Origin of the sequence: Oscillibacter sp. PEA192 (assembly GCF_003574015.1) — a bacterium.
GTDB classification, from domain to species: Bacteria; Bacillota; Clostridia; order Oscillospirales; family Oscillospiraceae; genus Oscillibacter; species Oscillibacter welbionis.
The window spans coordinates 976,489-993,064 of record NZ_AP018532.1 but is presented as its reverse complement, the minus strand read 5'-3'; the positions used below and the strand labels follow the sequence as shown (position 1 = coordinate 993,064).

The 16,576-nt window shown below is 63.8% G+C and carries 9 protein-coding genes and 1 other annotated feature; all 9 genes read left to right on the top strand.

The features are described 5' to 3' along the window. Positions 1 to 197 precede the first annotated feature (197 nt). The 9 genes from secA to asnB all read left to right on the top strand — a co-directional run bounded on the left by secA (position 198) and on the right by asnB (position 16,527). Entirely contained in the window at positions 198 to 2,954 is a 2,757-nt protein-coding gene (gene secA / locus DN611_RS04785; protein ID WP_174233010.1) for a preprotein translocase subunit SecA, read from the top strand. A gap of 319 nt (positions 2,955 to 3,273) precedes the next feature. After that, positions 3,274 to 3,513: a hypothetical protein gene (locus tag DN611_RS04780; RefSeq protein ID WP_119310774.1), complete on the top strand. Its 240-nt coding sequence runs from the start codon at positions 3,274 to 3,276 to the stop codon at positions 3,511 to 3,513. Between the two features lie 34 nt (positions 3,514 to 3,547). Next, positions 3,548 to 4,348: a peptidoglycan editing factor PgeF gene (pgeF, locus tag DN611_RS04775; RefSeq protein ID WP_119310773.1), complete on the top strand. Its 801-nt coding sequence runs from the start codon at positions 3,548 to 3,550 to the stop codon at positions 4,346 to 4,348. A gap of 27 nt (positions 4,349 to 4,375) precedes the next feature. Then, the gene (locus DN611_RS04770; protein ID WP_119310772.1) at positions 4,376 to 5,914 is read left to right on the top strand and encodes an ABC transporter substrate-binding protein; all 1,539 of its coding nucleotides are present in this window, start codon (positions 4,376 to 4,378) and stop codon (positions 5,912 to 5,914) included. Positions 5,915 to 6,613: 699 nt separating this feature from the next. Then, the gene (gene glnA, locus DN611_RS04765) at positions 6,614 to 7,933 is read left to right on the top strand and encodes a type I glutamate--ammonia ligase (protein ID WP_021750770.1); all 1,320 of its coding nucleotides are present in this window, start codon (positions 6,614 to 6,616) and stop codon (positions 7,931 to 7,933) included. 50 nt (positions 7,934 to 7,983) lie between these two features. After that, a complete protein-coding gene (locus DN611_RS04760) occupies positions 7,984 to 8,532 on the top strand; it encodes an ANTAR domain-containing response regulator (RefSeq protein ID WP_021750771.1) in 549 nt (182 codons plus the stop codon). Between the two features lie 35 nt (positions 8,533 to 8,567). Then, on the top strand, positions 8,568 to 13,100 hold the full coding sequence (gene gltB, locus DN611_RS04755; protein ID WP_119310771.1) for a glutamate synthase large subunit: 4,533 nt from the start codon (positions 8,568 to 8,570) through the stop codon (positions 13,098 to 13,100). 16 nt (positions 13,101 to 13,116) lie between these two features. Beyond that, positions 13,117 to 14,523 (top strand): glutamate synthase subunit beta, encoded by a 1,407-nt coding sequence (locus DN611_RS04750; RefSeq protein WP_119310770.1) that lies wholly within the window; start codon positions 13,117 to 13,119, stop codon positions 14,521 to 14,523. A gap of 124 nt (positions 14,524 to 14,647) precedes the next feature. Continuing rightward, positions 14,648 to 14,895: a binding site (T-box leader), on the top strand. Between the two features lie 48 nt (positions 14,896 to 14,943). Next, positions 14,944 to 16,527 (top strand): asparagine synthase B, encoded by a 1,584-nt coding sequence (gene asnB / locus DN611_RS04745; RefSeq protein WP_119310769.1) that lies wholly within the window; start codon positions 14,944 to 14,946, stop codon positions 16,525 to 16,527. Positions 16,528 to 16,576 lie beyond the last annotated feature (49 nt).

Below are 16,576 nucleotides of genomic sequence, written 5' to 3'. Positions count from 1 at the left end.
ACATGGGCCGCTATTTATGAACTTTTTTTACAAAAGTTGTTTTTTCTTTGCATTCCACCTGCGATTGTGGTATGCTATTTCTGCTTTTTCGTGGGGACTGCCCCACCTTTTATAAATAATATGGATCAACGGGCCTTTCTCCAGCGCTCCGCCATTCCGGCGGGCCGGAGGGACCGGCCCGGAAAGGAAGTATCACAATCATGGGTCTGATGAAAAAGATTTTTGGCGATTACAGCTCCCGGGAGCTGAAATCCATCTACCCCATCGTGGACAAGATCGAGTCCATGGCCGACGAATACAAGGCCATGAGCGACGAGGCCCTGCGGGCCAAGACCACGGAGTTCAAGGAGCGCCTGCAGAATGGCGAGACCCTGGACGATATCCTGCCGGAGGCTTTTGCCACCGTGCGGGAGGCCGCGGACCGGGTGCTGGGCATGCGGCCCTACCGGGTGCAGCTGGTGGGCGGCATCGTGCTGCACCAGGGCCGGATCGCCGAGATGAAGACCGGCGAGGGCAAGACCCTGGTAGCCACTCTGCCCGCCTATCTGAACGCCCTGACCGGCCGGGGCGTCCACATCGTCACGGTGAACGACTACCTGGCCAAGCGCGACAGTGAGTGGATGGGCAAGGTCCACCGCTTCCTGGGCCTGAAGGTGGGCCTGATCGTCCACGGCCTGACCACCAAGGAGCGGCAGGCCGCTTACGCCGCGGACATCACCTATGGCACCAACAACGAGATGGGCTTCGACTATCTGCGGGACAACATGTGCATCTACTCCACGGAGCTGGTGCAGCGGGGTCATGCCTTCGCCATCGTGGACGAGGTGGACTCCATCCTGATCGACGAGGCCCGGACACCCCTCATCATCTCCGGCCAGGGGGAGAAGTCCACCCAGCTCTATGACATGGCAGAGATGTTCGTCTCCCGCCTGAAGAAGCAGGCGGTCGTCCAGGTGGACAACAAGGAGGAAGAGGATCCCGCCGAGGCGGACGCGGACTACATCGTGGATGAGAAGGCCAAGACCGCCATGCTCACCGCCCGGGGCATCGCCAAGGCGGAGGAGTTCTTCCACGTGGAGAATCTGTCCGACCCGGAGAACGCTACCCTCTCCCACCACATCAACCAGGCCATCAAGGCCCACGGCGTGATGAAGCGGGACATCGACTATGTGGTGAAGGACGGCGAGGTTATCATCGTGGACGAGTTCACCGGCCGTCTGATGTTCGGCCGGCGCTACTCCAACGGCCTGCACCAGGCCATCGAGGCTAAGGAGCACGTCACCGTGGCCAGCGAGAACAAGACCTTGGCCACCATCACCTTCCAGAACTACTTCCGCCTGTACGACAAGCTGTCCGGCATGACCGGCACCGCCATGACGGAGCAGGAGGAGTTCGGCACCATCTACGAGCTGGACATTGTGGAGATCCCCACCAACCGGCCCAACCAGCGCCACGACCACCACGACGTGGTGTACAAGACCGAGGCAGGCAAGTACCGAGCGGTCATCCAGCAGATCAAGGACTGCCACGCCAAGGGCCAGCCCGTGCTGGTGGGTACCGTGTCCATTGAGAAGAACGAGCTGCTCAGCGGCCTGCTGGCCCGGGAGGGCATCCAGCACAACCTGCTGAACGCCAAGAACCATGAGAAGGAAGCGGAGATCGTGGCCCAGGCGGGCAAGTTCGGCGCCGTCACCGTGGCCACCAACATGGCCGGCCGCGGCACCGATATCATGCTGGGCGGCAACGCCGAGTACCTGGCCCGGGCAGACCTGGTGAAGGCCGGCTACTCCGATGAGGTCATTGCCGACGCCACCGGCTACGCCGAAACAGACAACGAGGAGATTCTGGCCGCCCGGAAGCTGTTTGCCGAGAAGATGGCCCAGCACAAGGCGGTGATCGCGGAGGAGGCGGAGAAGGTCCGCGCCGCCGGCGGCCTCTTCATCATCGGCACAGAGCGCCACGAATCCCGCCGGATCGACAACCAGCTCCGCGGCCGCGCCGGCCGCCAGGGCGACCCCGGCGAGACCCGGTTCTATATCTCCCTGGAGGACGACCTGATGCGCCTCTTCGGCGGCGAGCGGATCCAGAACATGATGGAGAAGTTCGACCTGGACGAGGACACCCCCATCGAGAACAAGATGCTGACCAAGGCCATCGAGAACGCCCAGACCACCGTGGAGTCCCGGAACTTCCAGTCCCGCAAGTCCGTGCTGGAGTACGACGACGTCATGAACAAGCAGCGGGAGATCATCTACCAGCAGCGCCGGGAGGTTCTGGACGGCAAGGACCTGAAGGACACCATCCTGTCCATGACCCGCAACGCCATCGCCGACCACGTGGCTATGGCCTTCGGCGAGGCCCAGGCCCTGGACGCCGCCGGCTGCCGGGAGATGCTGCGCGGCCTGGAGGGGCTGTACTTCCCCAAGGATACCTTCCAGTTCACGGAGGACGACGCCGCCGACAAGACCCAGCAGGACTTCACCGACCTCTTCCTGGAGGCCGCAGAAAAGACCTACGAGGCCAAGGAGGCGGAGATCGGTACGCCCCTCATGCGGGAGCTGGAGCGGGTCATCATGCTGCGCGTGGTGGACGAGTACTGGATGGACCACATCGACGCCATGGACGACCTGAAGCAGGGCATCCGCCTGCGGGCCTATGCCAACACCGACCCGGTCATCGCCTACAAGCAGGAGTCCCTGACCATGTTCGAAGAGATGGTCTCCGCCATCCAGACCGAGACGGTCCGCCGCATGTTCTCCGTCCGGCTGAAGAAGGACGAGGAGGTCAAGCGGGAGCGGGTGGCCAAGGGCATGGTGGAAAACGTGGGCGGCGACGGCACCGCCCCCAAGAAGCAGCCTGTCAAGGTCAACAAGATCGGCCGCAACGACCCCTGCCCCTGCGGCAGCGGCCTGAAGTGGAAGAAGTGCACCTGCAAGGAGTACCACGACAACTGATTTCGAGGGGGAGCAGGCTCCCCCTCGACCTCCCCCACCACCAGTCTGCGGACTGGTGAACGCGCCCAAGGCGCTTAGGTCAAAGTATTTTCGCCACGTACACGCCGCGGCGAAAATGATTGGAATTTCTTGATCTGCCTTCGGCAGATCAACTGGGGAAACCCGGATGGGTTTCCCCTAGCCCCTTTCCTTTTGGGAGCATCTCCTCACTCTCCACTCTATCTTTTATCCTTTGTCTTTTCATTTTTATCTCTTCCGCTCCCTGTTCTCTCCTGCCGGAGGGCAGGGGGCGGTCTTTTCACAGAAGGGAGCTGCTTCCGTGGGTGAAAATCAGGAGAGCATCCGCCTGCTGCACACGATTCGAAATATGCTGATCGGCATAGGTCTGATGGTATCTGCTCTGGGGCTGCTGGCCTTTGGATACCTATTCGCCGAAGGCACCAACCTTTTTACAGCCCTGTTCCTCGTCAGCGCCCTGCTGTTTCTGACTGGTACCATCTGGTGGTGGGGTTCCCGCCGCCTTGCGGACCCGGTGAACGATCCCCAGGAACGCTCCTGACGTCCCTTTTCATGCTCAATCAAAGGAGGCCGCCATGTCATTTGTCACCCATGAACAACAGAGTCTGGTCTGGCTCGCCTCTCCCCTGCTGGGCGGGGTGCGCCACGGATTCTCCACCCGGCGGGGCGGGGTGTCTCCGGCGCCGTGGGATACCCTGAACCTGGGCCCCGGACGCGGGGACGCGCCGGAGAACGTGGAGGAGAACTACCGCCGCTTTTTCGCCGCCCTGGATATGGACTCGGCGTACCCCGTCCTCTCCCGGCAGGTCCATCGGGATGATGTGCGGCTCTGCACCGCCGCCGACGCCGGGAAGGGTCTGATCCGGGACCGGGACTACGACGCCGACGCCCTCATCACCGCTGAAAAAGGACTGCCCCTGGTGGTGTTCTCCGCCGACTGCGGCATCCTTCTGCTCCATGACCCGGACGCCGGGTGCGTGGGAGCGGTCCACGCCGGATGGCGGGGCTGTGCCGCTGGAATCGTGGAGAAGACCGTCCGGGAGATGGTCCGCCTGCTGGGCGCCAGACCGGAACGCATCCTGGCTGCCGTGGGGCCCTGCATTGGGAAATGCTGCTTTGAGACCGACGGCGACGTACCGGAGGCCATGCGGGCCTCTGCCCTGGGGCCGGAGGCGGAGCCGTATCTGGAGCGTCGAGGGCCCAAATACCATGTAGATTTGGCGGGTCTGAACCGTCAGTGGCTGCTCCACGCCGGTGTCGCGCCGGAGCATATCGACATCTGCGGCCTGTGTACCGCCTGCCGCCCCGACCTCTTCTGGTCCCACCGGAAGATGGGCGAGGCCCGGGGCGCACAGGTGGCCGTGATCTGCCTTTGAAACACTCTTTGCCGGAGGGCCTGTGCCATGACCAAGACCAAGCGCATCCAGATCCTGTGCCTGCTGGGGGCAGTGACCCTGCTGCTGTCCGGCTGCTGGACGGAAGCCCCCGTGGAGTCCGCCAACGGCCTGCTGGGGGACCAGGAGCCCGCCGACCAGCAGGAGGAGGTGATCCTCCCTGCGGCGTTCACCCTTCCCTATGACCCGGACCAGACGCTGGACCCGGTGACCTGTGCCGACGGTATGCAGCAGGTGGCGGGCTCCCTCATCTACGAGGGACTCTTCCGCCTGGACCGCCAGCTGGAACCCCAGCCGTGGCTGTGCCAGAGCTACACCTATGACGCCGCCTCCCTCACCTACACGTTCACCCTCCGCAGCGGCGTCACCTTTTCCGACGGGTCCCCCCTGACGGCGGCGGACGCGGCGGCCACCCTGCGGCGGGCCAAGAGTTCCCAGCGGTACAGCGCCCGGCTGGCCCATGTGGCCGCTGTCTCCGCCGGGGACGGGGTGGTAATCGTAACCCTGTCCCGCCCGGACTCCAGCCTCCCGGCCCTGCTGGACATCCCCATCGTCAAGTCCGGAACCGAGGAAAGCCTCACCCCTGTGGGCACCGGCCCCTACTATTTCACCACCGATGAAGCGGGTGCCTGTCTGGCGTCCCACAGCGGCTGGTGGCGGGGAGAGTCCCGCCCCGCGGAGCGGATCGCCCTCTCCGCCGCCAGGGACCGGGAGGCCATACTGTACCAGTTCTCCTCCCACGAGGTGCAGTTGATTACTGCCGACCTGATCGGCACGGAGCCCATCACCGCCACCGGCAACATCAGCTATGAGGATGCGGATACCACAGTGCTTCAGTTCCTGGGCTTCAACACCGCCCGCGCCCCCTTTCAGGACAGCGCCGCCCGCCGGGCCCTGGGCCTGGGCATCAACCGGGAGACGCTGGTGAGCGCCGTGCTGTCCGGACACGCCCGGGCGGCCCAGTTCCCGGTCTCCCCTGTCTCCCCGCTCTACCCGGCGGAGCTGGAGTCCCTATACTCCTATGACGATTTCGCCGCAGCGATGGAGGCAGCGGGACTGAACACCGGCCGGACCCGCACAGTGACCCTGCTGGTGAATCAGGAGAACACTTTCAAGGCCTCCGCTGCGGAGCATATCGCCCAGGCCCTGTCGGATTTCGACCTTCAGATCCAAGTGGAGGCCCTGCCCTGGGAGGAGTATGCCGCCGCCCTGGCCGCCGGGAACTTCGACCTGTACTATGGCGAAGTGCGGCTGCCTGCGAATTGGGACCTTTCCGCCCTGGTGGGCACCGGCGGCAGTCTGAACTACGGCGGCTGGGCGGATCCCCAGACGGAGCAGCTCCTGGCCGCCTGCGCCGCAGCGGAGGACCGGGCCGCAGCTCTGTCGGACCTGTGTGCCTATCTTCAGCAGCAAGCGCCTATTCTGCCCTTGTGCTTTAAGTCCTCCTCCGTCCTGTACCAGACCGGGGCCGTATCCGGCCTGACCCCTACGGCGGCAGAGCCCTTCTACGATCTGCCCTCCTGCCAGATCCACCTGCGGCAGCCGTAAATCCGCGCTGTCTCCACGCGCCGCGCCCGGACCGGGATTCCCGGTCCGGGCGCGTTTTGTGTTTCCTTCCCGCCGGGGGAAACGCGGTCCCAGCTGCACGGCAGCGGGCATCCTAAGTCATGGGATAACTGCTGCCAATGGAAGATTTCCCCGGAAGGGCCGTTCCAGAGCAGCCTGCGGGCAACGGCCCTTTTCGTCCGGCGTGGTCAGGGGACCGGGCATCCGGGGCCTGCGGGGCAATCGCTGTCCTGCAAGATGGTGTGCTGACGATCTTCATAACCGCTGATGTGTCGGTCATATTCTTTTGCCAAAAGAAATGCCCCCGCCATTGAGTGGGATATGTCTCGTTGCGTGTATCAAACAAGGCGCTGTGGGATGGTGGGCCAAAGTACCTTTGTTTGATGGCGGGCGCGCAGTCAGCTTTGTCGGAGCTGTCAACGCATTCCTCCATTTTTTGTCGATTTCGCCAAAGCTCCTGGGGACGGCGGAACGATTTTAGGCGGTCCCACAAATTTTCCGTCTGTGGGGATTCCGGGCCCCCAAGTGTCTTGACAACACCGCCTTAAAGTTCGTATAATAATAGCACTGAGAGCAAAGGCGCCCTTTGGCGGTATCCTTTGCTCTTTTTTCTTTTTAAAATTTTTCGCGGAGGGGCGCTCCGCGTCCATACACGGTCACCATCGGAAAGGAGTCAGGCTCATGCGTCACTACACCAAGGAGGACATCATCCGGCTGGTCCGGGAGGAGGATGCCCAGTTCATCCGTATGCAGTTCACAGACATTTTCGGCCAGCTGAAAAACGTAGCCATCACCGCCTCTCAGATCGGGCGGGCGCTGGACAACCAGATTATGATGGATGGCAGCTCCATCGCGGGATTCGTCCGCATTGAAGAATCAGACCAGTATCTCTGGCCGGACCTGGACACCTTTGCCATCCTGCCCTGGCGGCCCCAGTACGGCAAGGTGGCCCGGCTGATCTGCGACGTCCACAACCCCGATGGTACCGCCTTCGCCGGTGATCCCCGAGGTGTGCTGAAGCGGGTGCTCCGCCGTGCCGACGCCCTGGGCTTCACCTGCAATGTGGGAGCGGAACTGGAGTTCTTCCTGTTCCAGACCGATGAAGACGGTCAGCCCACCATCCGGACTTCCGACGAGGCCAGCTATTTTGACCTGGGCCCTCTGGACCATGGGGAGGGGACCCGCCGGGAGATCTGCCTGAATCTGGAGCAGATGGGCGTGGCGGTGGAGGCCAGCCACCACGAGGTGGCAGCCGGCCAGCACGAGATCGACCTCCAGTACACCGACGCCCTGCGGGCTGCGGACAACATCATGACCTTCAAGCTGGCGGTGAAGACCCTGGCCCAGAAGAACGGCCTCCACGCCACCTTCATGCCCAAGCCCGTCAGCGGCGCCGCCGGCAGCGGCATGCACGTAAATATGTCCCTGTTTCGGGATGGGAAAAATGCCTTCTATGACGAGGCGGATCCCCGGCACCTGTCCCCGCTGGCCTATCAGTTCATCGCGGGACTGCTGGGACACGTACGGGGATGCTGTGCCGTCACCAATCCACTGGTGAACAGCTACAAGCGGCTGGTGCCCGGCTACGAAGCCCCCTGCCATCTGGCCTGGTCCACCGGCAACCGCTCCGCCTTGGTCCGCATTCCAACACCGCGGGGAAACAGCACCCGGGTGGAGCTGCGGAGCCCTGATCCCGCCTGCAACCCCTATCTGGCCCTGGCGGCGTGCCTTGCCGCGGGACTGGACGGGATCGAGCAGCAGATGACGCCCCCCGCCCCCCTCACCGGCAACCTTTACGAGGTGGGAGACGCCTCCGGCATCCAGCGGCTCCCCGGCTCTCTGGAGGAGGCCGTCCGGGCCCTGGAGGCAGACAGCGTCATTACGGACGCGCTAGGTGCCCACGTGACGGAGCAGTATCTGGCCGGAAAGCGTCGGGAGTGCCGGTCGTACGCCGCCCAGGTGTCCCAGTGGGAGCTGGAACAGTATCTAGTGGCGTACTGACCTGCCGGCCCTTCTGACAGGGCCGCAGAGAGAGGAGGGGGGCAAATTCCATGGACAGGATCATATTGGCGTTTGCCTCTGAGAAAGCCCACGCCCAGATCACCCGCATTCTGGGCTCCGGCGGCCTCGCGCCGTCCATCTCCTGCTTCAGCGGCGCGGAAACCATCCGAGCCGCCCGGAAGCTGGGCGGAGCCGTCGTCATCTGCGGTTTCCGGCTGCGGGACATGACTGCGGAGATGCTGGCCGTGGACCTCACGGGCATCGCCCCGGTGCTGGTCATCTCCTCTCCCGGGAATCTGGAGCTGTGCGGGGACAGGAACCTCATCAAGTTGGCCGTCCCCTCCTCCCGGGCGGAGTTCTTCGCCTCGCTGGATCTGGCCCAGGGAGTCCTTGCAGGCGGCGCCCCGGCTCCCCGGCTTCATATCCAGCGAAGTGCCGAGGAGGAGCGGCTGATCTGCCGGGCCAAGGCGGTGCTGATGGAGGTAAACCTCATGAGCGAGGCGGAGGCCCACCGCTTTCTGCAGAAGTACAGCATGGACACGGGGCTGCGGCTTGCAGAGACCGCCCGGCTGATCCTGGAGCGGTACACAACAGGCTGAAGCCTGACGATGAAACGACAAGGGAGGCAGTCCCAATGAGTGGACCAGCGCAGAACATACACAATATCTATGATCCCCTGTGGGAGCACGACGCCTGCGGCATCGGCGCCGTGGTGAATTTGAAGGGCACGCCGTCCCACGCCACAGTGGACAGTGCCCTGAAGATCGTGGAAAAGCTGGAGCACCGGGCAGGTAAAGACGCCGCCGGCGAGACCGGTGACGGCGTGGGGCTGATGATTCAGGTGCCACACAAGCTGATGGTGAAGGCGGCCTCCGCCGAGGGCATCGCCCTGGGCGGCCCCCGGGATTATGGCGTGGGCATGTTCTTCTTCCCCGCAGACGCGCTGAAGCGGGCCCAGGCCCAGAAGATGCTGGAGATCATCGCGTCCAAGGAGGGGCTGGACTTCCTGGGCTGGCGGGATGTGCCCACCCATCCGGAGGTGCTGGGCCGGAAGGCCCTGGACTGTATGCCCTGCATCTGCCAGTGCTTTGTGGCCCGGCCTGTAGACTGCGCCCGTGGCCTGGACTTTGACCGGAAGCTGTATGTGGTCCGCCGGGAGTTCGAGCAATCCAATGTGAACACCTACATTTGCTCCTTCTCCAGCCGGACCATCGTGTACAAGGGCATGTTCCTGGTGGGGCAGCTGCGGAAGTTCTACACGGACCTGACGGAGCCGGATTGTGAGAGCGCCATCGCCCTGGTCCACTCCCGGTTCTCCACCAACACCACCCCCAGCTGGGAGCGGGCCCATCCCAACCGCTACATCCTCCATAACGGTGAAATCAACACCATCCGGGGCAACGTGGACCGGATGCTGGCCAGGGAGGAGACTATGCACTCGGCCGTACTGGAGGCGGACATGGACAAGATCCTGCCGGTGGTAGACCAGAGCGGCTCCGACTCCGCCATGCTGGACAACACCCTGGAATTTCTGATGATGAACGGCATCCCACTGCCCCAGGCGGTGATGATGTGCATCCCGGAACCCTGGGCCAACGACCGGAAAATGAGCCGGGAGAAACGGGACTTCTACCACTACTATGCCACCATGATGGAGCCCTGGGACGGCCCGGCGGCCATCGTGTTCTCTGATGGGGACACGGTGGGCGCGGTGCTGGACCGGAACGGCCTGCGCCCCTGCCGGTGGTATCTCACTACCGACAAGCAGCTGATTCTCTCCTCCGAGGTGGGGGTGCTGGACATCCCACCGGAGAAGATCGTGAAGAAGTCCCGGCTCCAGCCGGGGCGGATGCTGCTGGCAGACCTGACTGCCGGTCGACTGGTGGACGACGCCGAGGTCAAGGAGCGGTACGCCCGCCAGCAGCCCTACGGCGAGTGGCTCGATGCCCACTTGGTATACCTGCGGGATCTTCCCATCCCCAACCGGCGTGTGGAGCGGTCCTCCCAGGAGCGGCGGGACCGGCTGTACAAGGCCTTCGGCTACACCTATGAGGAGGTGAAGGACGCTATCCTCCCCATGGCCCGGGATGGGGCGGAGCCCACCTCCGCCATGGGCGTGGACACACCGCTGGCGGTGCTGTCGGAAAAGCACCAGCCCCTGTTCAGCTACTTCAAGCAGCTCTTCGCCCAGGTGACCAACCCGCCCATGGACGCCATCCGCGAGGAGATCGTCACCGACACCACGGTGTATGTGGGCTCCGGCGGCAATCTGCTGGAGGAAAGAGCGGAGAACTGCACAGTCCTCCAGATCCACAACCCCATCCTCACCTCCGTGGATCTGATGAAGATCCGCTACATGGACCGGCCCGGCTTCCATGTGGAGACCATCTCCCTGCTGTACTACAAGGGCTCTCCCTTGGCCAATGCCCTGGACCGGCTGTTCGTCAACGTGGACCGGGCCTACAAGAATGGCACCAACATCCTGATCCTGTCAGACCGTGGGGTGGACGAGAACCATGTAGCCATCCCCTCTCTGCTGGCGGTGTCCGCCCTGGAGCAGTATCTGGTGCGGACGAAAAAGCGCACCGCAGTCTCCATGATCCTGGAGAGCGCCGAGCCCCGGGACGTCCACCACTTCGCCACCCTCCTGGGCTACGGCGCCCAGGCCATCAACCCCTATCTGGCCCAGGAGTGCGTAGAGGAGCTGGTGACCCTGGGGATGCTGGATAAGGATCCCACTGCGGCCGTCAACGACTACAACAGCGCCATCCTCCACGGCATCGTGAAGATCGCCTCCAAAATGGGCATCTCCACCATCCAGTCCTACCAGTCCGCCCAGATCTTCGAGTGCCTGGGCATCAACCGGGACGTGGTGGACAAGTACTTCACCAACACAGTCAGCCGGGTGGAGGGTATCGGCCTGGCGGAGATCGAGGAGGGCGTGGAGTGGAACCACAGCCAGGCCTTCGATCCCCTGGGCCTGGGCTACGACTCCACGCTGGACTCCACCGGCATCCACAAGCTGCGGTCCGGCCCGGACAAGGAGGACCACATGTACAACCCCCGGACCATCCTGCTGCTGCAGAAGGCCGTCCGGGAGGGCAGCTACGAGACCTTCAAGGAGTATTCCGCCCTGGTGGACGAGCCTGCCAAGCCCCATACCCTGCGGGGGCTGCTGGACTTCCAGTTCGATGAGAGCGGCGGCATCTCCATCGACGAGGTGGAGTCTGTGGCGTCCATTGTCAAGCGATTCAAAACCGGCGCCATGAGCTACGGCTCCATCTCCCAGGAGGCCCACGAGTGCCTGGCCATCGCCATGAACCGCATCGGCGGCAAGTCCAACTCCGGCGAGGGCGGCGAGGACGCGGCGCGCCTGCGCGATGAGCGGTGCTCCGCCATCAAGCAGGTAGCCTCCGGCCGGTTCGGCGTTACCAGCGCCTACCTCACCAGCGCCCAGGAGATCCAGATCAAGATGGCTCAGGGTGCCAAGCCCGGCGAGGGCGGCCATCTGCCCGGGAAAAAGGTCTATCCCTGGATTGCCAGGACCCGGTGCTCCCCCCCCGGCGTGACACTGATCTCTCCGCCGCCTCACCACGACATCTACTCTATCGAGGACCTGGCCCAGCTGATCTATGACCTGAAAAACGCCAACCGCCGGGCCCGGATCAGCGTGAAGCTGGTCAGCGAGGCGGGGGTTGGCACCATCGCCGCCGGCGTGGCCAAGGCCGGTGCCCAGGTGGTGCTGATCTCCGGCCATGACGGCGGCACCGGCGCCGCGCCCCGCAGCTCCATCCACGGGGCGGGCCTGCCCTGGGAGCTGGGCGTGGCGGAGGCCCACCAAGCCCTGATCGCCAACGGTCTGCGGAGCCAGGTGGCCCTGGAGGCCGACGGCAAGCTGATGACCGGGCGGGATGTGGCCATCGCCTGTATGCTGGGGGCGGAGGAATTCGGCTTTGCCACCGCGCCCCTGGTGGCCCTAGGCTGCTGCATGATGCGGGTGTGCAACCTGGACACCTGCCCGGCGGGCATTGCCACCCAGAATCCCCAGCTCCGGTCCCGCTTCTCCGGCAAGCCGGAGTACGTGGTGAACTTCATGGAATTCGTGGCCCAGGAGCTGCGGGAGTATATGGCGGCCCTGGGCATCCGCACCGTGGATGAACTGGTGGGCCGCAGTGACCTACTGCGGGTCCGGGAGAAGCTGGTGACCCACCGGGCGGAGACCCTGGACCTCCGCAGCCTGCTGGAAAATCCCTGGAGCGGCGGGCCGTCCCACTTCAATCCCGGAGATGTTTACGACTTCCATCTGGAGCGGACCCTGGATGAGAGCGTGTTGCTGGCCAAACTGGGCAAGACGCTGAAGGGGAAGCGGACCGGCCGGTTGGAGCTCACCGTCTCCTCCACGGACCGGGCCTTCGGCACGCTGTTCGGCGCCGAGATCACCCGGCAGTGCGGGGACTCCCTGCCGGACGACAGCTATGTCATCACCTGCCATGGCGGCGGAGGCCAGTCCTTCGGCGCCTTCATCCCCAAAGGACTGACCCTGGAGCTGGAGGGCGACTGCAACGATGGGCTGGGCAAGGGCCTCTCCGGCGGCAAGCTGGTACTCTATCCACCCAAGGACAGCACCTTCGACCCCGGCGAGAATATCATCGTGGGCAACGTGGCTCTGTACGGCGCCACCTCCGGCCAGGCGTTCATCAACGGGATGGCCGGCGAGCGGTTCTGCGTCCGCAACTCCGGCGCCATCGCCGTGGTGGAGGGCGTGGGGGACCATGGCTGCGAGTACATGACCGGCGGCCGCTGCGTGATTCTTGGCCCCACGGGAAAGAACTTCGCAGCCGGGATGTCCGGCGGCATCGCCTATGTGCTGGACGAAAAGCACGACCTCTATATGCGCCTCAACAAGGACCAGGTGATGACGGACACCCTGACGGAGCCTCACGACATCGCCGAGCTCCGCTCCCTCATTGAGGCCCATGTGGCCGCCACCGGCTCCCCCCGGGGGAAGAAGATCCTGGCGGCCTTCCACTCCTACGTCCCCTGCTTCAAGAAGGTCATGCCCCGGGACTACGACCGGATGCTCCGGTCCATCGCCCAGTACGAGGAGAAAGGCATGACCCGTCAGCAGGCGGAGATCGAGGCGTTCTACGCCAATACCAGAGCTTGAGAGGAGGCTGGACGACATGGGAAAACCCACCGGCTTTTTGGAATATACCCGCCGGGAGGATGGCCGCCGGCCCGCGGCGGAGCGGGTCCGGGACTGGGAGGAGTTCCACCTTCCCCTGCCGGAGGAGATCCGGCGCCAGCAGGGCGCCCGGTGCATGAACTGCGGCGTCCCCTTCTGCCAGGCGGGGATGATATATGAGGGAAAGGCCTTTGGCTGTCCCCTGCACAACCTGATCCCCGAGTGGAACGACATGATCCTCTCCGGCAACTGGGGCCACGCCCTCAGCCGGCTGCTGAAGGCCAACAGCTTTCCGGAGTTCACCGGCCGTGTGTGCCCCGCCCCTTGCGAAAACGCCTGCATCTGCGGCATCTATGGGGACCCCATTACGGTCCGGGACAATGAGTTGAGCATCATCGAAGCGGCCTTTGGCGCCGGGAAGCTCCGCCCACGCCGGCCGCCCCAGTGGTCGGGGAAGAAGGTCTGCGTGGTAGGCTCGGGCCCGGCGGGCCTGGCGGCAGCGGACCAGCTGAACCGCCGGGGCCACATGGTCACCGTCATCGAGCGGGCGGAGCATCCCGGCGGTCTGCTGATGTACGGCATCCCCAATATGAAGCTGCCAAAATCTGTGGTCCGGCGGCGCATCGACCTGATGACCGAGGAGGGCGTCACCTTCGTCTGCGGTGTGGACGCCTCAGAGGGTGCCGTGGCAAAGCGGCTGCTGGCGGAGTACGACGCGGTGATCCTCTGCTGCGGGGCCGGAGCGCCCCGGCCCTTGGGACTGGACACCACCGGCATCTCCGGCGTATGCTACGGCACCGAGTACCTGAAGGCTGCTGTGGAGCGGGCTCAGTTCGGCAAGGCGGAGGCGGCGGTTCCCTCCGCCTCCGGGCTGGATGTGGTTATCATCGGCACTGGCGATACCGCCAGCGACTGTGTGGCCACCGCCCTGCGGCAAGGCTGCCGCTCCGTGACCCAGCTGGTGCGCCGTCCCCGGACGGATTACCTGGACGCTGCGGGAAGCCTGCCGCTGGATTACGCCCACGAAGAGGCGCTGGCCGTTACGGGCCAGGATCCCCGGCGGTTCGGCGTCCAGGTCCAGAGCCTGGTGGCGGGGGAAAGCGGTTCCCTGACCGGTGTGGTCACCACGGAGGGGGATACCCTGCCCTGCCAGCTGTTGATCGGCGCCACCGGCTTTGCCGGGTGTGAGCGGGGCGTGTGCGAGGCCTTCGGTGTGGAGGCAGACAGGACGGTCCGCACAGCGCCGGGGAGCTATGCTGCCAATGCGGACAAGGTGTTCGCCGCTGGCGATATGCGCCGGGGCCAATCCCTGGTGGTGTGGGCCATCGCCGAAGGGCGCTCCGCCGCTGCGGAGGTGGACCGGTATCTGACCGGCTACACGAATCTGGTACGCTCCATCGGGTAGATGGGACATCCCCCTGACACAAGGATGGAGAAATTTCAGGAAATTTTCAGCTGGGTTTTGGGATATTCCCACATTGACAGCGGATATCCCCAGTGGTAATCTTTAGACCATAATTTTAACATCAGCAAAGGCGTTGATGGAGAAAAGTACCGCGGATGTTCCGGGCCAGTGAGCGGGGGATGGTGAGAACCCCGTACCAAAGAGTCCGCGGGAAGAACACTCCGTAGCTGTGATCTGAACGCGGGAGACCGCCAGTAAGTGAAACGAGTCGTGACCGTTACCTCACGCGGGCTTGTTGGAGCCTAGTCAAAGAGGTCCCCGATCAGGGGGCAAGTCAGGTGGCACCGCGGATCGCAGCTATTCGTCCTGAAATTTCAGGACGGAGCTGCGATCTTTTTTATTTCGGAGGTGCTTCTATCTATGTGCGCAATTATGGGTTTTTCCAAAAAGACCTACACCAAGGAGGAACTGCTGCCCTTCTTCGACCGGACCCGGTCCCGGGGACCGGACATGTCTCAGATCCTCGAGACGCCGTCCGGCTGGCTGTGCTTTCACCGGCTGGCCATCATGGGCCTGACGGAGGCGGGGATGCAGCCCTTTGAGCTGGACGGGGACTATGTGGTCTGCAACGGCGAGATCTACGGCTTCCGCCCCCTGAAGCGGCAGCTGACGGAAAAAGGCTACTCCTTCCGCAGCGGCAGCGACTGTGAGATCCTGCTTCCTCTGTACCGGGAGTACGGCCTGGAGATGTTCGCCAAGCTGGACGCGGAGTTCGCCCTCATCATCTACGATTCCAAGCGGGATGAGCTCATCGCAGCCCGGGATCCCATCGGCATTCGGCCCCTGTACTACGGCTATGACCGCTCCGGCGCCATCGTCTTTGCCAGCGAACCGAAAAACCTAGTGGGGTTATGTAAGGGGATCCGCCCCTTCCCGCCGGGACACTATTACGCGGACGGAAAATTTGTCCGCTATGCGGATCTCACCACCGTCACGCAGTACTCCCCCGATGACTTGGAGACCGTCTGCCGCAACATCCGCAACAAGCTGATCGCGGCGGTGGATAAACGGCTGGACGCGGACGCTCCCCTGGGCTTCCTGCTCTCCGGCGGGCTGGACTCCTCTCTGGTATGCGCCATCAGCTCCGTAATTCTGGGGAAGAAGATCCGTACCTTCGCCATCGGCATGGACACGGATGCCATCGACCTGAAGTACGCCCGGGAGGCGGCGGAGTTCATCGGCGCCGATCACACGGAGGTCTATATGACCCGGGAGGAGGTTCTGGCGGCCCTGCCCGTCGTCATCGCCGCCCTGGGCACCTGGGACATCACCACCATCCGGGCCAGCATGGGCATGTATCTCTGCTGCAAGGCCATCCACGAAAAGACGGACATCCGGGTGCTGCTGACCGGCGAGATCAGCGATGAGCTGTTCGGCTACAAGTACACAGACTTTGCCCCCAGCGCCGGAGTCTTCCAGCAGGAGTCCAAAAAGCGGGTGGATGAGCTGCACATGTACGATGTGCTGCGGGCGGACCGGTGCATCTCCGTCAACTCTCTGGAGGCCCGGGTCCCCTTCGGCGACCTGGACTTCGTGCAATACGTCATGGCGGTGGATCCGGCGCTGAAAATGAACACCTATGGCATGGGCAAGTACCTGCTGCGCCACGCGTTTGAAAAGGACCGCCTGCTGCCGGACAGCATCCTCTGGCGGCAGAAGGCCGCCTTCTCCGACGCAGTGGGCCACTCCATGGTGGACGACCTGAAGGCTTACGCGGAGGAGAAGTACACGGATTCTGAGTTTGAGACCCGACGCAAACAGTATGACTACTGTCCACCCTTCACCAAGGAGAGCCTGCTGTACCGGGAGATCTTTGAGCAGTGTTACCCCGGCCAGGCCCGGATGATCCGGGACTTCTGGATGCCCAACCGGTCCTGGGAGGGCTGCGACGTGGACGATCCCTCCGCCCGGGTCCTCTCCAACTACGGTCAGAGCGGAATGTGAGAAAGCTCTCCGCATTCCTTTTTGATACAGAACGAATTTGAGACAGGAG